Source organism: Pseudomonas sp. TH32 (assembly GCF_016650855.1).
Classification (GTDB): Bacteria; Pseudomonadota; Gammaproteobacteria; order Pseudomonadales; family Pseudomonadaceae; genus Aquipseudomonas.
Map to the genome: position 1 here is coordinate 5,707,749 of NZ_JAEKFA010000002.1, position 17,466 is coordinate 5,725,214.

Genomic DNA, 17,466 nt, shown 5'->3' on the forward strand with positions numbered 1-17,466 from the left:
ACCAGCTTCAAAAATACAGCCGCTAACAGGATCGCGTGGGTTCTTTGCCCCGTTTCTTACAGAAATGTCGGCCCTCAGCGAGGTTCCGACTCATAGTGCAAGTGCACTGGTTAACAGCAGTTCACTAAGCTAGGCACCTTTCCGCTGACACCATCACGTGGGTTTCCTAACCCGTGTGACTACAAAGCACACAGGGGCTCCGCACCTTAGAACTCAAGATCGGGTGACGGCAAAAGTCAAATTCCGGCCAGGCCCGCTCTAAATAGCTAATGGTGCCCGCGTCCAAAAGAGCTTTGGGATTGTCCTGCAGTGCGCATACCTCACTCGCAGCTCTATCCAACCGCTTGTTCTTCACCAGTTTAGCTAGCTCATGACGAAGACGGTTAGCTGTCTGTTCTACATTGGTGTAGACCGCTGTACTCAAGCGTGAAAACTACAACTGCCTCCACACCTCCGAGTGATTGAGACCCAATGGATTTGACGAGGAAAAAGACGTCTCGACCGCTGTCGCTGGTGGGGCAACAAGATAACGGGGAGTGGGGTAGTATTGATCCCGCAAAAAAGCGTGTAACAGGTGTAATTTGTGTAACTCGTTGTGCAAGCATATGATTTTTATAGATATTATGTGCGTTATACAGTTCGTGCTTCCCGCGTACACATGCTTTAGCAAATTCAGTTGATGTAACACGCGCAGTCTCGTAATCCTGAATCGGTTCCCCCAACGATATGGCGTCACGGAATTGAGCGATCTGGATGCAAGAGATGGCAAAATGAAATCGCTTGGAGGAGAAGAAAACGTTAATATCAGTCCGTAAATTGGCTCTCTCAACCTTCAGGAGGAAGGAATATGAACGGTATAGCTTTGGGTATTGATGAGAAAATTCTAAGCACAAGCTTACATCATATTGACATCTCAGCCCAAACCTGTAGATCAGTTCCTATACCTGTCGATAAGGCCGATCTTGAATCATACCTAAGTGCATTATTGCTCGAAATCCAGGAACGTCCCCAGAGCCGTTCTTACGCGCTTGCCAGCCCTACGACAGAATTCGCGACCTCTCTGAATGCCTTTGTCGCCAGTCGAGATTTGATCGCCTCACCCGAGACTGAAGCGATGGCGGCTCGTTTGCTACGTATCGAGATTAACACTGAAGATCGCTACGGCCATTTAGACAAGTCAGGTCAAGGCCTTCTAAATAAAGGAAGCTTTCTACAATTTCTTTACCTAGATGGTGGTGGTCTTTCATATCTTGGCGTCAAGATTGAGCATCAGCGGTTTATTGACGAAACTGATCTCAAACAGAAGATAGGCCTCGGCGAATCAAATAAGATCTATAAGGCTTGTAAAGTTAGTTTGAGTACTGGCGCGGCATCCGGCCAGGTGTTTGTCTTCGATACCCACACTCGACCATCAACTTATTGGTGGAAGGATGTGCTGGAGCTTACACAGCTACGCAGTGATGCGCTGAATACAGAAACTGCTGTTAAATCGGTTGTTAGGGCTCTAGATAAAGTTAAAGATGTATCCCGTGCCGATTACACGATCCTACGAAATGCAACAATTGCGGCGTTCAAAAAAACAGAAACTCTTAATTTTGACGATTTCGTAACAAATACATTTTCCAACTACGTTCCCCATAGCGATGCATTAACGCAGGTCCTTCCAAGCTTAGTGGCGAAATTGCGAGCGCTTCCGGAAAAGAAAAAATTCGATGGTCAATTTACCTTGATCCCTGCGGCCGTACCTTTTCGTCGACAAACCATAAAAGTCTCTGAAAAAGTGAGCGTAGCCTACGACGAAGATATTCCGGATCTGTCCGATAAAATATGGTATTCGCGGACTCCAACGGGGCAATCAGTACTAGTATTGGATTCCCCCAACGGCTCGGGGGGATTTGTCGAGAAGCCTTGGAGCCTAACTTGAATGCTGTGCGGTGATCTAGCATCTCGTATGACCGTTACCTTGGCAGAGGAGCGGTTCGATCAATACCGTCTGTGTGCCGAATGTTCGTGTAACATAGGTGAAGCTCGCCAGCTGGTAGATGATACTTTCTCAATGTGGCGGAAGTTCATAATACCTCGTGATAGAGTCGCTCTGACTTTAGGCTACGACGGTGAGTCGCTTTCGTTTAACGAGCTTTCTGACTCCAAACTCCAAGATGTTCACGAACTTCTTTCGTTGAGTGACGACGAAGACAACGCTCGTTTCTTTCTCGAACTTATCGTACACAAAAATGTAATAGATCAACGAATTTCTTTGTACGAGCCAAAGCTATTTGGAAACTATTTGGCAACGACTCCGATTTTGCAGGTTCTAACTGTTTTAAGTGTGAGGTTTGATAATAAACTTGTTTTTGAAAGCGCATCGCCGATCGAGCGCGGGGGGAGCTCTAGCATTAGTTTTCAGTCTGTAGGGATTAGCGACGATAACTCTAATGGCGAAGACGGTAAAAGAATTAGGCGGTCGATGTTTGAAGTGTTTAAGGATAACTCATTTAGTAGAAGTTTGCCGGGCTCTTTTATTCCCCATGATTTTAATTTTGTGAAAGAGATAGGAGTTCCAGACGTCGACCTTTTTTTTAAGAAGGCCCGTACTCTGGTTTCGGCTATTTACTTGGTTAACTCGGCCGAACTGGATGAGGCCAATATTTTAGAGTATCGGTTGTGCGGTTACAGAAATGTAACCGGAGTTACTTCGCTAGACGGCTTGGCGGATGCGTCAGACCTGATGTATAAAATCGTGGATTGGGCTTATACAGGGGGGGGGAGCTCCGATAAGATTGGTCTGGCACGTAATGTTTTGTCGCTGTATATCTCCGGCTTGGATGAGCTTTCTCAGCATTCGGAAGTGTTCAATGCAATTAACTCTAACTACCAAATATACCTTAAGGAAAATGTAGAGAGTTACTTGGAGGTCAAGGGGAAAATAACGGATGTATTGGTCGATGCCGTTAAAAAAACGCACGACCTCGTGGATTCATTTGTGGATTCTTTAAAGAACGGAATCTTTGTATTGTTGACGTTTGTGTTGACCGTTGTAGTGGTTAATGGGCTTAAAGATACTAGTGCCAGCGCAATTTTTTCCATGACGTATATATGGGTAGTAGTAGTATTGTCTGTTTTGATGAGTGTTTGGGTGTTTGGCGCGAGAGTAAGTTCTTTAAGGCAGTTTGATAAGGCGTATGAGTCTATTGAACAATTGCTAAAGAGGAATTATTTAGGTGTGATAGCGGAGGCTGAGATCGATTCGGCGCTAAATCCAATTAGAATCAGTAATCGGGACTATTTGAGTAGGCTTTCTGCATATTATGCACGGGTCTGGTTGTTGATTGTTTCGCTATTGATTACAGGTTTTGTAGGGGGGAATTTATATCTGGAGTCGGGTAAGGCTTCCGTTGTAGTTCAAAATGAGCCGCCTAGCACTCAAGCTATCGGCCCTCCAGTTAATCTAGAGTCGAAGCCAGTTAGTGTGACTGTTAGCCCTAACCCTTTGACGGATCCGGTTTTAGATAGTGCTCTAAACCGGCGTGTTGATATGAGAAAAAATACTGCTCCGTAACTTTTTTACTATGTCTGCCGCTGATGCCAATTATGCAATTGGTGAGTAAAGTCAATAATTTGAGACGGTCAATGAAACTGTTAAGCATTAACTGCGAAGGTTTGCCGGGTTATCAAACATTTAACTTTGAAGACCTTGGGAAGGTCAATGTCCTCGTGGGGCCAAATGGAACAGGAAAAACCACAGCTCTTCGAGTGTTATCTTTTGCTTTAAAAATTTTGAGTTGTCGAACAATAAAAGACAATATTTCTTCCGAGCTCCCTGCTTGGGAAGTCTTTTCGCGTGCCACTCTGACTTTCAGTGTTACGGATGATGACGTCCCTAGCTCAGTATTCTTTGCCGGACAAAGTAATATTCTTGAGTTTGTGATTACTTGCAGTGACGGCGTGTTTCTGATCGACTCTATAACTTATGGTGATAGGGTTAGGTTCTCCACCCCGTCAACGAAGCATGAGCTGGATATTATATTTAACTCTATTACTGCAGGAGAGAAAGAACTGTCGGATACCCAAGCCCGCCTGAATGGTGTGAGCGATGCCAACTCTCGGCAAAGAATACACAGTTTGATTTCTGGTGTTTCAGAAAATATCAATCTTGCTAAGGCTAAGTTTGATGAGGCGTCTATTGTGGAGTTAATTCTCGCTGACGGGAGTAGTCAAATTTCTCGATCCGAGGTTGATAGCTTCCTAGGTGGATTAAAATTACTGGAAGTCTTCTTTGTGAATCCAACTAAAGCAATTGAGGATTCTATTCCTGATCTTATAAACAATTTGTGCACTTTGAAGTCTGGGCGAACAGCTCAAAATAAAAAATTTAGACAAGCGGAAAGTGATCTCCAGTATTTACTGCAACACAAGGTTGATTTTTTTGAGGAAGAAACCAAAAAGCACTTAATTGTCAATGGCGTTGATTATCGTTTGGCATCGTCAGGGACTCAAGTATCTCTTGCTTATTTTGGTTTGACAGGCGCGTTGTCGGATGCCGCCGTTGTAATCTGGGATGAACCGGAAAATGGTCTTCATCCCACTCGTAGAATACGTATTCTTGATTTAATAAAAAATGACAAGCGTACTTTTTTCTTGCAACTCACGCCCTTGAGTTTGCTCCGCTATTTTATGATAAGGGCCGTGTTTTTCGCTGTGATTATGAATATTCCGAAGATGCTGCCGCTCCTTCGCTGTCTATCAATAAAGTTACAACGCGCGGAGATGCCTTTCGTCTGTTGGAAGCTTTGGGTGTTCAGCCCGCGAGGACTTTGTTTACGGCAAATGTCATTGTATGGGTAGAGGGTCCAACTGAACTGATTTTTTATCGTCATTGGTTGGCACAATATTTTGCCAGGCAATCTCCGGAAATTGAAGAGGGCTTTCACTACACGATAATGCATTACGGAGGTGGTCTTATTTCCTATTTGGATGTGGTAGATGATCAAGATTTATTGAGGGTGTCAGCACTATATGACCTTCTAAGTCTCTGCCGGCATCCGGTTATAATTGTTGATAGCGATTTCAGAGTTGAGCCAGAGAAAGGGAAGGAGCTAACTGCGCTGAAGCCATCTGCAAAAAAAATATATGATCAAGTGTTAAGGCTTAACGAGGAACGAGCTGGCGCAGCGTTATTCTGCTATACAGGAGGGCGAGAAGTTGAGAACTACTTCCCGGATGATGCGATATGGCATGCTGTTACGCAATGCTGGAAAGGAGCGGTTAAACACAGCGATACGTTATCCGGCACCCCATTTAAGTTGGGAAGATACGACGCTTTTCATGAGGCTATCAATACTTACCTGGTGGATCACGGCGTAGTCGATCAGACGAGTGTTGCGGGTGAGAGTAGTAAGCCGGCAGCCTTAGGGCGCACTCAATGGGGCGCTAGCAATAAGGTTGAAATGACAAGGATGGCACTTGGTTATCAGAAGCTTTCGATTGGTAGTATGAGGTGGGGGTTTGAAGTAAAGCTAGAAAAGATTGCAAAATTTATCATCGATCGCGCTCTAACAGGCAGGGATGTATAATGCTGTTCTGACACGACTCACTAAGTTTTATGGGATTTCGCGTGCGGTCGAAATAAAGGTTTGGATAATATTTTAGCGGATTTTTACTTTTGAGTTTTAGCGATGTCACTGTTGTTGATGTACTCGGAATGCGAAATAAGCTTTGCTTGATTTTGGGTATCATTAGTTTTCATTACGATTAGGTCGCTAGTTTTTATGTACATCTGTGACGTGATTAACCAGCCCGCTTGCGCGGGCTGGTTCGGGTTCAACCTGCGAGCAGATCGGCAAACGAAACATCGCTTGCTGCTGCTGTAAGGTCCGAACGATCAAGCCTAGAATGGAAGGGGCCGAAGCGAGGCACCTCAAGTCCAGACAAGGCATCGCCTGTTCCGCCTTTTAGGTAGCTTACGGCAATTATCCGGGCGCCCACAGCGAGCAGCTGCTCGGTTGCCGCGTTCCACTCCTCACCCAGCGCATATCCGACGGCACTCAATGCTGTCGCCTTGGCTTCCTCGCAACGTTGGCGGGCATTCGTAATTTGAGCCTCAAGAGTATCAAGCTCGACTTGCAGAGCACCGAGGATGAGGTCTTGCCTTCTGACCTGCTCGTTCGTTGTTGCCAGTTGCTTAGCAGCCTTTTGTATCTCGCTGGTTGCTGATTTTTCGCCTTCCGCATCACCGCTTGCGAGGTTTTTGGCATAGGACGTTGCAGCGTCGTGCTCAGCTTTTTGCGCCTTTTCCAGGGCTTGATCGGCTTCTGACTGAATTGTCTGAAACCGCTCACTCAAGTGCGCTTTTTTACGTTCCAGCGCTTCGACTTCAGCGGTTGTATCGGTCATTGCTTGAATCGCGTCAGCTTTGATCTGATCAATTTTTTCCAGCCTCTCCAGGTGTTGAAACTTGCGATCAATTGATGCCAGCTCACCGGGAATCGCATCTATGCGGGCTTTGACGCTTGATAATTTTTCCATAGCCTCGCGGCTTTCAGGGCTTCCAATTACGTTGCCATTCGCGCTGAATCCGCTGGGTGCGTTGCGCCATTCGGTCTCTAGTTGTGGCAGGCTTTCTTCCAGTGTTTCCAGTTCTTGAATCAATGCGGTTTGTTGCTGTTTTAGCTGGTTCATGTTGCGTTCCTAAAGGCGAAAGGTTGATTGATTTTTTTTTTCGTTGGCGGGCCAGGCCAAGGTGAGCCTGCATTCCTCATGGAGCGGCCGTTATTACGCTGCCTGGGCGCCGTGATCACCTTGTTCTGGCACTGCTACAACCACATAGCAGCGCTGCAAGCCCAGCCCCGGTAGTCGCACTGCGGTCGAAGCTTTGCCATCCTTTCCAGGCTCTAAAACGCCTCGTCGCAGGAGCTCTTTGTTAACCGCACTCAGGTTCATGCCTCGGAAGATTTCTGAGCGCCATGCTTCCGGCAGCACGTAGTAGGTGTTGGTGGTGTGCAGGGCATCGCCCATGCCATGTTCCATCGTCTTGCGAAAGCCCAGTCGATCAATCGTGCGTGGGCCGTGCTCATCGATCTTGGCGGCGGCAGACTCCCAGCGGGTAAAGCGGCTTTCACCAAAGCGCTCGATGACCTGTCTCAGTCGCGCCAAAATCGCATCGCCCTCGAAATTACCGGCGCCGCCACGCTCGGCTAGCCACGCGTGCAGGCACACCCGTGCGGCGGTCGTGGCTGTGCCGTCCGGCCATCCGGTGACGCCGAAGGCGGTGGCCAACTCACCGGCCGCTGCTGCGAGCCCGAAGCGAAGGGCGGCACGCTGGGCTTGACCACTGGCCGAGGTGGGCAGGTTTTGGGTGATGAACTGCTCCACCGTGCGGCGAACGATCACCGACCACCTGAGCATTTCTCCAGGCGCACACAATGCTTGCAGGAAGGCGGTGAGGGGGGTGCCGTAGTATTTGGCTACACGAGCCTTGAGCGCGTCGGAAAGGGCGGCTGCATCCTCAAAGCCGTTCAGCACATCGAACATGCCAAGTCCTTTGCTCGCATCCGCAGGCACGGCTAGCATGCGAACCTCCATGCCCGCTTTCAATTCCTTGTTTGCGTCCGCCATGTGTTGCGCCAACGTCTTCTCGCCGGTCGAGAGAAACAGCAAGCGCCACTCCTGCACCTGTCGGCCCGCTTGTCCTCGATCATTCGCCCGGGCTTTGCCGGTGCCGTTACCGAGCATGTAGACCGTCTCGCCGATAATGCGTGGATCACACATGCCAATTTCATCCAGCACCAGGAGGCCGTCTGAGTGTGCGGCGGCGATGGACTCCAGGGCGTTATCTGTCGAGCGCCACGAACGCACCAGGCGCGGCCCGCCATAAACCGAGGCAGCGACTTGCAGGTGAGTGGTCTTGCCGCCGGAGCTGTCGCCGTACAGGTGGAAACCGCCCGACTCATGTCCGAGCAGGTTCAGCAACGGGCCTGCAAAGGCCACAGAAACGACAAATGCCAAGCGGTGGTTGCCAACGCACAGCGCGCCGATTTGCTGCTGCCATTGCTCCAGAGAGCCCGCCTCGCTGATCGGTGGTAGCTGGGCACCGGCTTCGTAAAAATGCAGGTGTTCGGCGTGCGAGCCGATTTGCTGTTCGGGCAAAAGGAAGGCCTTGTCGTGCCAACCCAAGCGCGTTACCAGACGTGCGCGCTGGGCGCTGTCGAAGCCGCCGAGATAACTCTGCAGATCATTGCGTGCGTTACGTCCAGACCGGCTTCCCGCGAGGCGTAGGCCCATGTCGACCAGCGGCCCGAGTACATCCTTGCCGAAGTCGCCGGTCATGGTTCGTGCCGGAATGTTCCAGCGTTTTTTGGCGCCGTCCGGGTCGTCGAACTCGACCAACAAGCCCCAGTTGTGGCCCTTGTCGTCGCGAGTACGGGCGATGATTTCGAGAGGCGAACACACAGGACGCGCCTCGCCATCATCGCCGGAATAAAACACCCCTTCAGACGTCAGGCGAAAGCCGCCCGGCAATAGATCATTTTTCGATTTCGCAGGGCGTTTGGCGGCCGCCTTGGCCTTCTGTTCTTGAGGTTCAGTTGGCTCAGCGGCACTGCCGAAAAACTCACCGCTGCGCACCAGCTCGGCGACGTGGGCAGCGGTCCAGCCTTTGGCTAACGCATCCGCTGCATCGTCGCCGTCTGCCCATTTTCCACCCTTGATGAGCGTGGGCTTTCCGCCTTTGCTGCTGGGCTTGAACTTGAACACGTCGAGCGCAATTCGTTGGACTGACGCGGCGCCCAGCTCAATCACCTTGAGTTCGATGGCGTCCATGCAGGTCTTGCCGCTCGCATCGTTATCCGGCCACAGCACCACCATGCGCCCTTTGAGTGGCGTCAGGTCGGCCTTGTGCCAAGAGTTGGAACCGTTCGGCCAGCAGGTGGCCACGTGTTCGGGCATGAGTTCAGCAGCGGCGTCAGCGGCCTTTTCGCCTTCACACAACACCACTGGCGCATCGGCCCGCTGTGCCAGTTCATCCAGGCGCAGCAATGGCCGAGGCTCCGGCAACCCTTGCCAGCGCCATTGTGTGGTTTGCCCATCGGAGCGCTTGCACCAGGTCAACGGCGCAAAGACCTTTCGCGGCTTGCCGTCTTCATCTGGGTCCAGGTCAAAGCGATACAGCGCCATGACCGGCTGGCCCTGGGCATCACGATAGATCCAAACCTTGGACGGAACACCGTGTTGCCGGTGTTTGACAGGGCACTTGTTCATGGCCTCGGCCGGGATCGGTTGAATCGCAATCCACTCCGGCGTTGCGCTCTTGGCTGGTGTGCTTTTGGTGGTCGCAGATCCTGCGGAAACGCTGAGCAAATCTGCCAGTTTTTTACAGGCCTCAACGTCCGTGCCGCCGTCGATGTAACGCACCAAGTCAATCAGGTCGCCGCCCTTATCGCCGGTGGCAAAATCCGCCCAGGTTCCTTTGCTCAAATTGATCTTGAGCGAGCCAGCGCGCTTGTCTGAACGCGTCGGATTAGGTGCGGTGTATTCCTTGCCGCCATCAACGCGTTTGCCGTTCTGCAGCCAGTGAGAAAGCACACGGTCGATGTTCTTCAGTGCGGCACTTTTTACGTCGGCAAAGCTCGGACGTTTTGAGGTGTTGCCGGTGCGCTGAGTCATGGTGCGGTCCTCGACTCAAGCAGTGCCTCGTTCACGTCGTCGATCAGCGCCTTGGCCATCTCGCCGAGGTAGAACGCAGGCCAGCTAAAACGCTCGCCCGCATCGCTGATGGCGGCATCGAGGATCAGTTGATTGGCGTGGTGCAGAATCTGGGAGACGGCTTCAAGTGCGTCCTCCAACGGGATACCGGCATTTACCCGAAACAGGTTTTGGCCGTTACCGTTGGCAGGGGAAAACTCGGAGCGTCCACGCGTGCTGGAGTGGGTCATAGCGCACCGCCTTTCTGGCCCATCGGCACAGAAGATGCATCACCGTACATGGTGAGTGTTTTGATCAAACCCAAGGTGCCGCGCACGTCCCAAATAACAGACGACAGCACGCGGTTGGACAGCAGGGGTTTATCGCCGTCTAAGTGATCTTCCAGCAGCATGAGAACTGAATCGGCACGGTCGAGCGCACAGGTGATCGCGTCGATGGGCAGACCAGCTTCGGCGTCCTGGCTGACGCAGAGGAGATCCTCGGGTAGTGTAAAGCCTGGGAGCATGCTCATTGGGCACCCCCTGCGGCTTCCAAGGCTCTCGCCTTGGACATATGGACGTTGTAACGGGAAAGGCGTGTAGCGAGGCTGGAGTTGGCGTGTAAAGCGGCGAGAGCCATAGCTCGATGAGCGGCGGCGCGAATTTTGGACGGATTGAGGGCGTGTGTCATGCGTGAGGCTCCTAACGTTGAGGAACCGCCACTACTCGCTGCAAAACAAGATTGGGTGGCGGCTGTACGCAGGTTTGCAGACCGGGACGTTAGGCACCCGGCGCGCTCGAGAGCGCCCCACGCACAGCCACCATAAAGCGAAGTTGCAGGCATAAAAAAAGCGCCTGCTTTCGGAACGGTGGCGCTTATGCGCCTAACGATGTTCGGGCTGCAAAACCCGGTCGCTGAATTTGCAGCGACGACCGAAGAGTAACGTCCGTTTTTTGAAAGTGCAACTGTGGTCACAGCTTGCGGATTTTTTTGATGCGGCATAAATTGATCAGGCATGTAGATTTACCTCAACGCCTCCGGTTGCCGCCGGGGGCGTTTTCATTTCAGGCATGGACTTCCCAGCTCAGGGAAACAAAGGGCAAGAAGTCGCTATCTAGGCAGGTGCGTGCATCCTCGTAGGCGTCGATTTGTTGGCCTTCGTCGACGATGATTGCTTGGGGGGCTTGGCAGGGAACTGATAGTGCGCACCAGATGCCGTCTGCCCATCGCATCACCATCACGTCCCGGTTCAGGCGTTTTTGCTCTTTGCGATAGCGTTCGAAGCGTTGCATCCATCGAGGCGTAAATCCGACTGTTCTGAGTACAGAAAAGGGCTGCAAAATGGCTCTATTGGCGACTCGATTTTTCATGCTGCCACCCGGTCGCGTGCTTCGATGCGGCTTTTAACCCAGCTTTGAACTTCGGAAAGGACCCAGGCAACCGGTGCACCGCGCGCGGTGCTGTTGCTCAATTTGACCGGCTGTGGGAAACCACTATCGGGGCACTGCATAAGTTTGTAGATCGTCGAGCGCTTGAATCCTGTAACGATCTCAAGACGCGGCATTCGGATGAGGGTGGTGGCGGGGTCAAATGGAGTTGCTAAGTCTGGTACTACGGAGGTGGAGTCGAGGGGGCTGGCAAAATTTGGGAGGATTGGAGCGGACGTGCGGGTGATGTTCTTTGTCATTGGTATTGCTCTCGATTGGTTTGGACTGGCGAGAGCAATGGTCTAGATATAGGGCTTCGGTGAGCAGTTCACTTCCAATTGAAATCAATTGAAATTTTAGCTACAGCACCAAGTTGCGTTTGAGAATGGCCTCAACGCTTTTACGAGTTAGGGTTTTTTCGGTCTCAAGTGCAATCCACTCATGCCGTTGTTTTGGAGGTTTGGCGACCTCACGCTGTAGCCAAGCATGCACCTTCGTCGCGACGTTACGTTTGGACATCCCGGCTGCGCGGTAGTGACGACCCTGTTTAACTATCGCGGCGTCTCGAACGCTGATCTCCTCGTTACGGTGCATGCCGCTGATGATGCCGCCTTTTTTGCGGATGGCATTCTTAATCGCTCGGTCGGCGATGGGTCTTAGTTCATCGTCGGCAAGGCAGGGTAGGTATGTGATGGGTTCAAGATAGAAGGCGTAATCATCAAGTGTCTGAATGCGCTCATCCGGATCGACTTGCATCTCTACGAGCTCGCAGTGGAGGTCCCACGGCAAGTCAGCAGGAGGTTCTGTAACGTGAGGCCAAGCCTTTTGATCGGCTGCCTGCATCCAGTTGGCTAACGTCTCTAGCGCTTTTACTGCACAAGCCATGATGTAGCCCGCATGAGCATCGCGATCTGACGCCGAGTAGCAATTGCTATACATGCGGACCCAATGCGCGAGGCGTGCTTTGGTATCGGTGGAGGCGTATTGAAAAATCGTCTCCTCATGGATCTTCGTCTGAATGCACATGCTGGCGAGATCTTTGTTGATCTCGTCACCATGAAGGCGCAGACAGCATTGGTCGATCAAGCGGCAGGCGTCAGCGACCTGCTCACGGCAGAGGTCATAGAGCGGTTGCGCGGAGAGATAACTGAGCAGGCCCCGGCTTAACGCCAAGTGCAAGATGGGTTGGTGATCAGTCATCGCGAAGTGTAATCGGTCACGTGTAGCGTAGAGTCCCACGCCCTGGATTCAAAGCGGGTAACCAGCGAAAGCCGCTTTGTAGGCAGAGGTGCAAGAACGCCTGCCCGCAGCAGCCATGCGCTGATTTTGGCGTTACACGCACGGGCAGTGTTACATCGGATGAACGCTAAGCTGCTCAACTGTGTAACGTACGTGAAACCCAATGAAACCGGGCTTTTGGCGATGGGCGTTACACGAGTAACACCCGTTACACCGGTTTTAGCGGGGGGTTGGGTATATGCTCTCATACTGCCTTTCCAAATTGCCCCTGCACGACATTTCCACTCACTAGCGCATCAAGATGATCGGCGTACCACTGCATCATCACTCTGCGCTGAGGGAGGTACACCGCTTTGTTATAGACCCCGGCAATCCCCTCCTTTGCATGAGAGAGCTGGGCCTCAATGTGATTCTCATCGAAACCCTGCTCATTGAGTATGGTGCTCGCGATGTGACGAAAGCCGTGGCCTGTTTGCCGACCTGCATACCCCAGTCTGCGTAGCGCCATTAGAAAGACGGTGTTGCTACGGGGAATTGTCCTGTCTTTCCTGCCTGGAAATAGGAGAGGGTACGCACCTGTCAGTGTTCGTAACTCGGTGAGCGCTTCGATTGCCTGTCGAGAGAGAGGCACAACATGTTCGCGTCGACGCTTCATTCGTTCGGCAGGGATCGTCCATAACTTTTTGGAGAGATCGATTTCTGACCAGCGTGCTTCTCGAATCTCGCTCGGGCGCGATGCTAATAGTGAAAGCAAACGAAGCCCTATACGAACATCCTTTGCATGAGGGTAGGAGTTGATCGCTCGAAGTAGTGCAGGTAGTTCTTCAATCGAAACGTGTGCGTAGTTTTCGGCGCTACGTGATTGCAGGAATTTGCTGAGACCTTCAAGGGGGTTGTGGACGGCTCGTCCTGTTACGCGGGCCAGGTCATAGATCTCTTTGCAAAAGGCACGGACTCGACCCATTTGTTCAATGATCCCCTTCTGCTCCATGCCGCGTAGAAACTCCATCCATTCCAGGGGCAATATTTCTGTGTACACGCGCTTGCCGAAGACAGGGAATACATGAAGCTCCAGTGCTCCCAGCACTCGTCGGGACGTGCCTGCTTCCCAGCTTGTGCGTCTGGCTTCAAACCACTCACGGCCTAACGCTTCAAACGTATTGTTGGCAGCAACCTGGTCGGCAACCTTGCGAGCTTGCTTGCTCACCAATGGATTTTTGCCGGTCGATGCGTCTTCCCGCAGTTGAGCTGCTTTCTGTCTCGCCAATGAGCCACTGATATCCGGGTAGCCGCCGAGACCCAGCCACGACCATTTCCCGTCTGGCTTTTTGTAGCGTAGCTCCCACGATTTTTGCCCGTTAGGTTTCACCCGGAAGTACAGGCCATTCCCGTCCTGCTCACGATACGTAGCGTTCTCCGGCTCCAGGCCTGCAAGTGTGGTGTCTGCTAAGGGGCGGCGTTTGATTTCAGTGCGCTTCACTTCCTGTATGCCTCCAGTTATAGGAATCTCAAAGCATACACGTGGGCATACACGGCGGGAAGTTATAGGGGTAGACAGGGATGGATAGCCAGAAACAAGAAAGCCCGCACGGGGCGGGCTTCTTGGGGTGTTTCGGAGACTGTCTGAGACAGCCCGAGACTGCTATATGGTGCACCCGGCGGGATTCGAACCCACGACCCCTGCCTTCGGAGGGCAGTACTCTATCCAGCTGAGCTACGGATGCTTGTGCGGGCGACATCATACCCATGTCGACCTTGGGCGTCCATGCCGCTTTTTGGCCGCCTTCCCGTAGGATTACGCGTCGCTGATGCCCTGTGCCGGGCGTTTCGACGGATTGAGGTGGAACTCGCCTGAAATACGCTGATCAGAAAAATGGAGCAAATGCGCCGTTTTCGTTCTTTTTTTCGAACAGACTATTGCCCTGTACCCCCATTGATCCTAGGATTCGTTTGAGATTTCAAACGCTCTTGTCTGGGTGCTGAACCGCACATTTGTCCTTTCGTGCGCTATTTACGTGCTTCAGCCCAGTGAATGATTTCCCTGACGGCAGCCCTCAAGGCGCCTTTCAACAACTCTAATTCGCTCCGCGCGTGCGCGGTGCTGTTAAGGAAAGCCGACATGCAGCTCAAAGACACCCAGTTGTTCCGCCAGCAAGCCTTCATTGATGGCGCTTGGGTCGATGCGGACAACGGTCAAACGATCAAGGTCAACAACCCCGCTACCGGCGAAATCCTCGGTACCGTGCCCAAAATGGGCGCCGCCGAAACCCGTCGCGCTATTGAAGCCGCTGACAAGGCCCTGCCGGCCTGGCGTGCACTCACCGCCAAGGACCGCGCCAACAAGCTGCGTCGCTGGTTCGAACTGATCATCGAGAACCAGGACGACCTGGCCCGCCTGATGACCCTGGAACAGGGCAAGCCACTGGCCGAAGCCAAGGGCGAAATCGTCTACGCTGCCTCGTTCATCGAGTGGTTCGCCGAAGAAGCCAAGCGTGTCTACGGTGACGTCATCCCCGGCCACCAGCCGGACAAGCGCCTGATCGTGATCAAGCAGCCGATCGGCGTTACCGCCGCCATCACGCCGTGGAACTTCCCGGCCGCGATGATCACCCGTAAAGCCGGCCCGGCCCTGGCCGCCGGTTGCACCATGGTGCTCAAGCCTGCGTCGCAAACCCCGTTCTCCGCGTTCGCCCTGGCTGAGCTGGCCCAGCGTGCCGGCATTCCGAAAGGCGTGTTCAGCGTGGTCTCCGGCAGCGCCGGCGATATCGGCAGCGAGCTGACCAGCAACCCGATCGTGCGTAAATTGTCCTTCACCGGCTCCACCGAAATCGGTCGCCAGTTGATGGCCGAATGCGCCAAGGACATCAAGAAAGTCTCCCTGGAACTGGGCGGCAACGCGCCGTTTATCGTGTTCGACGACGCAGACCTGGATAAGGCCGTCGAAGGCGCGATCATTTCCAAGTACCGCAACAACGGCCAGACCTGCGTCTGCGCCAACCGCCTGTACATTCAGGATTCGGTGTACGACGCGTTCGCCGAGAAACTGAAAGTGGCCGTGGCCAAGCTGAAGATCGGCAACGGTCTGGAAGAAGGCACCACCACTGGCCCGCTGATCGACGAGAAGGCCGTGGCCAAGGTTCAGGAGCACATTGCTGATGCCCTGAGCAAAGGCGCCACCCTGCTGGCCGGCGGTAAGGTCATCGATGGCAACTTCTTCGAGCCGACCATCCTGGTCAACGTGCCGAAAGACGCTGCCGTGGCCAAGGAAGAAACCTTCGGCCCATTGGCGCCGCTGTTCCGCTTCAAAGACGAAGCCGAAGTGATCGCGATGTCCAACGACACCGAGTTCGGCCTGGCTTCCTACTTCTATGCCCGTGACCTGGGCCGTGTGTTCCGTGTGGCGGAAGCCCTGGAATACGGCATGGTCGGCGTCAACACCGGGTTGATCTCCAACGAAGTGGCGCCGTTCGGCGGCATCAAGGCTTCGGGCCTGGGCCGTGAAGGCTCCAAGTACGGGATCGAGGATTACCTGGAAATCAAATACCTCTGCTTGGGCATCTAAGCCCGGCGCGAGATTGCAGTAAACGCAGAGGGCACGAGAGCGCTGTCCCTTTGCGTGTTTCACACCGTTATTCGTAGTGGCCGGGAAAGCTGTGGCAGTCGATCATCGCATGCTGCCGTAGTTGCCTCCCCGCCACGTATTCCTTGGACCACGCCACCCGATGAGTGGCGAATGAGGACTTTATGAGCAAGACCAACGCATCCCTGATGAAACGCCGCGAAGCCGCTGTACCCCGCGGTGTTGGCCAGATTCACCCGATCTTCGCCGAGTCGGCGAAGAACGCCACCGTGACCGACGTTGAAGGTCGCGAGTTCATCGACTTCGCCGGCGGTATCGCCGTGTTGAACACCGGCCACGTGCACCCGAAAATCATCGCGGCCGTGACCGAGCAACTGAACAAGCTGACTCATACCTGCTTCCAGGTACTGGCCTACGAGCCGTACGTTGAGCTGTGCGAAAAAGTTAACGCCAAGGTCCCGGGTGATTTCGCCAAGAAAACCCTGCTGGTCACCACCGGTTCCGAAGCGGTAGAAAACGCCGTGAAAATTGCGCGTGCCGCCACTGGCCGTGCCGGCGTGATCGCGTTCACGGGCGCCTACCACGGTCGCACCATGATGACCCTGGGCCTGACCGGCAAAGTCGTGCCGTACTCGGCCGGCATGGGCCTGATGCCAGGCGGCGTGTTCCGCGCGCTGTTCCCGAACGAACTGCACGGTGTGAGCGACGACGACTCCATCGCCAGCATCGAACGCATCTTCAAGAACGATGCCGAGCCGCGTGATATCGCTGCCATCATCATCGAGCCGGTGCAGGGCGAAGGCGGTTTCTACGTCGCGCCTAAATCCTTCATGAAGCGCCTGCGTGAACTGTGCGACAAGCACGGCATCCTGCTGATCGCCGACGAAGTGCAAACCGGCGCCGGCCGCACCGGTACCTTCTTCGCCATGGAACAGATGGGCGTTGCTGCCGACCTGACCACCTTCGCCAAATCCATCGCAGGCGGCTTCCCGCTGGCCGGTGTGTGCGGCAAGGCTGAATACATGGACGCCATTGCTCCAGGCGGCCTGGGCGGCACCTACGCCGGTAGCCCGATTGCTTGCGCCGCGGCCCTGGCCGTGATGGAAGTGTTCGAAGAAGAGCACCTGCTGGACCGCTGCAAGGCTGTCGGCGAGCGCCTGGTCACCGGCCTGAAAGCTATCCAGGCCAAGTACCCGGTGATCGGCGAAGTGCGTGCCCTGGGCGCGATGATTGCGGTCGAGCTGTTCGAAGGTGGCGACAGCCACAAGCCGAACGCCGCTGCCGTTGCTTCCGTGGTGGCCAAGGCTCGCGACAAGGGCTTGATCCTGCTGTCCTGCGGCACCTACGGCAACGTGTTGCGCGTGCTGGTTCCGCTGACCTCGCCGGACGAGCAACTGGACAAAGGCCTGGCGATCATCGAAGAGTGCTTCTCCGAGCTGTGATCAAAAGTTGACCTGATCGACAAAAAACCCGCTCAGGCGGGTTTTTTTGTGCCCGATGAACGGTATTCAGCCGTTGTTCATTGTACGCAGGCGGCTCCTT

Annotated in this window: 14 protein-coding genes and 1 tRNA gene; 6 read left to right on the forward strand and 9 right to left on the reverse strand. The window is 53.5% G+C overall.

Annotated features, from left to right (window positions below; genetic code table 11):
* Positions 1-847 precede the first annotated feature (847 nt).
* The 4 genes from JFV30_RS29860 to JFV30_RS29875 all read left to right on the forward strand — a co-directional run bounded on the left by JFV30_RS29860 (position 848) and on the right by JFV30_RS29875 (position 5,573).
* Positions 848-1,924 carry a nucleoid-associated protein gene (locus tag JFV30_RS29860; RefSeq protein WP_201125850.1) on the forward strand — a complete coding sequence of 359 codons (1,077 nt, stop codon included), beginning with the start codon at positions 848-850 and terminating at the stop codon, positions 1,922-1,924.
* 27 nt (positions 1,925-1,951) lie between these two features.
* Positions 1,952-3,559 (forward strand): hypothetical protein, encoded by a 1,608-nt coding sequence (locus JFV30_RS29865; RefSeq protein WP_201125851.1) that lies wholly within the window; start codon positions 1,952-1,954, stop codon positions 3,557-3,559.
* Between the two features lie 71 nt (positions 3,560-3,630).
* Positions 3,631-4,845, forward strand: coding sequence for an ATP-binding protein (locus JFV30_RS29870; RefSeq protein WP_201125852.1), 1,215 nt, complete (start codon positions 3,631-3,633; stop codon positions 4,843-4,845).
* Positions 4,815-5,573 (forward strand): hypothetical protein, encoded by a 759-nt coding sequence (locus JFV30_RS29875; RefSeq protein ID WP_201125853.1) that lies wholly within the window; start codon positions 4,815-4,817, stop codon positions 5,571-5,573. The genes JFV30_RS29870 and JFV30_RS29875 overlap by 31 nt, the downstream gene beginning before the upstream one ends.
* 247 nt (positions 5,574-5,820) lie before the next feature.
* On the opposite strand, the gene JFV30_RS29880 is transcribed toward JFV30_RS29875, so the two are convergent.
* The 9 genes from JFV30_RS29880 to JFV30_RS29920 all read right to left on the reverse strand — a co-directional run bounded on the left by JFV30_RS29880 (position 5,821) and on the right by JFV30_RS29920 (position 14,068).
* A complete protein-coding gene (locus JFV30_RS29880) occupies positions 5,821-6,678 on the reverse strand; it encodes a hypothetical protein (protein ID WP_201125854.1) in 858 nt (285 codons plus the stop codon).
* Positions 6,679-6,771: 93 nt separating this feature from the next.
* Positions 6,772-9,660, reverse strand: coding sequence for a DUF927 domain-containing protein (locus JFV30_RS29885; protein WP_201125855.1), 2,889 nt, complete (start codon positions 9,658-9,660; stop codon positions 6,772-6,774).
* The gene (locus tag JFV30_RS29890; protein WP_017478646.1) at positions 9,657-9,929 is read right to left on the reverse strand and encodes a DUF3077 domain-containing protein; all 273 of its coding nucleotides are present in this window, start codon (positions 9,927-9,929) and stop codon (positions 9,657-9,659) included. Before JFV30_RS29890 ends, JFV30_RS29885 begins: the two co-directional genes overlap by 4 nt.
* Entirely contained in the window at positions 9,926-10,210 is a 285-nt protein-coding gene (locus JFV30_RS29895; RefSeq protein ID WP_201125856.1) for a hypothetical protein, read from the reverse strand. Before JFV30_RS29895 ends, JFV30_RS29890 begins: the two co-directional genes overlap by 4 nt.
* A 532-nt stretch (positions 10,211-10,742) precedes the next feature.
* The gene (locus JFV30_RS29900) at positions 10,743-11,048 is read right to left on the reverse strand and encodes a hypothetical protein (protein WP_201125857.1); all 306 of its coding nucleotides are present in this window, start codon (positions 11,046-11,048) and stop codon (positions 10,743-10,745) included.
* Complete coding sequence (locus tag JFV30_RS29905; protein WP_201125858.1) at positions 11,045-11,365, reverse strand: helix-turn-helix transcriptional regulator; 321 nt, start codon at positions 11,363-11,365, stop codon at positions 11,045-11,047. Before JFV30_RS29905 ends, JFV30_RS29900 begins: the two co-directional genes overlap by 4 nt.
* Positions 11,366-11,465: 100 nt before the next feature.
* Positions 11,466-12,305, reverse strand: coding sequence for a hypothetical protein (locus tag JFV30_RS33335; protein ID WP_242487123.1), 840 nt, complete (start codon positions 12,303-12,305; stop codon positions 11,466-11,468).
* Between the two features lie 283 nt (positions 12,306-12,588).
* Positions 12,589-13,824 carry a tyrosine-type recombinase/integrase gene (locus JFV30_RS29915; RefSeq protein ID WP_012721617.1) on the reverse strand — a complete coding sequence of 412 codons (1,236 nt, stop codon included), beginning with the start codon at positions 13,822-13,824 and terminating at the stop codon, positions 12,589-12,591.
* A 167-nt stretch (positions 13,825-13,991) separates the two neighbouring features.
* Positions 13,992-14,068 (reverse strand) — tRNA-Arg (locus JFV30_RS29920).
* A 395-nt stretch (positions 14,069-14,463) separates the two neighbouring features.
* Here JFV30_RS29920 and gabD point away from each other — a divergent pair.
* Complete coding sequence (gabD, locus tag JFV30_RS29925; protein ID WP_010168815.1) at positions 14,464-15,906, forward strand: NADP-dependent succinate-semialdehyde dehydrogenase; 1,443 nt, start codon at positions 14,464-14,466, stop codon at positions 15,904-15,906.
* Between the two features lie 182 nt (positions 15,907-16,088).
* Complete coding sequence (gabT, locus tag JFV30_RS29930; protein ID WP_010168817.1) at positions 16,089-17,366, forward strand: 4-aminobutyrate--2-oxoglutarate transaminase; 1,278 nt, start codon at positions 16,089-16,091, stop codon at positions 17,364-17,366.
* The last annotated feature ends 100 nt before the right edge of the window (positions 17,367-17,466 follow it).

Coding starts and splice junctions, on each gene's coding strand:
- JFV30_RS29860 (WP_201125850.1), top strand. CDS start 848: ATGAACGGTATAGCTTTGGGTATTGATGAGAAAATTCTAAGCACAAGC.
- JFV30_RS29865 (WP_201125851.1), top strand. CDS start 1,952: ATGACCGTTACCTTGGCAGAGGAGCGGTTCGATCAATACCGTCTGTGT.
- JFV30_RS29870 (WP_201125852.1), top strand. CDS start 3,631: ATGAAACTGTTAAGCATTAACTGCGAAGGTTTGCCGGGTTATCAAACA.
- JFV30_RS29880 (WP_201125854.1), bottom strand. CDS start 6,678: ATGAACCAGCTAAAACAGCAACAAACCGCATTGATTCAAGAACTGGAA.
- JFV30_RS29885 (WP_201125855.1), bottom strand. CDS start 9,660: ATGACTCAGCGCACCGGCAACACCTCAAAACGTCCGAGCTTTGCCGAC.
- JFV30_RS29890 (WP_017478646.1), bottom strand. CDS start 9,929: ATGACCCACTCCAGCACGCGTGGACGCTCCGAGTTTTCCCCTGCCAAC.
- JFV30_RS29895 (WP_201125856.1), bottom strand. CDS start 10,210: ATGAGCATGCTCCCAGGCTTTACACTACCCGAGGATCTCCTCTGCGTC.
- JFV30_RS29900 (WP_201125857.1), bottom strand. CDS start 11,048: ATGAAAAATCGAGTCGCCAATAGAGCCATTTTGCAGCCCTTTTCTGTA.
- JFV30_RS29905 (WP_201125858.1), bottom strand. CDS start 11,365: ATGACAAAGAACATCACCCGCACGTCCGCTCCAATCCTCCCAAATTTT.
- JFV30_RS33335 (WP_242487123.1), bottom strand. CDS start 12,305: ATGACTGATCACCAACCCATCTTGCACTTGGCGTTAAGCCGGGGCCTG.
- gabD (WP_010168815.1), top strand. CDS start 14,464: ATGCAGCTCAAAGACACCCAGTTGTTCCGCCAGCAAGCCTTCATTGAT.
- gabT (WP_010168817.1), top strand. CDS start 16,089: ATGAGCAAGACCAACGCATCCCTGATGAAACGCCGCGAAGCCGCTGTA.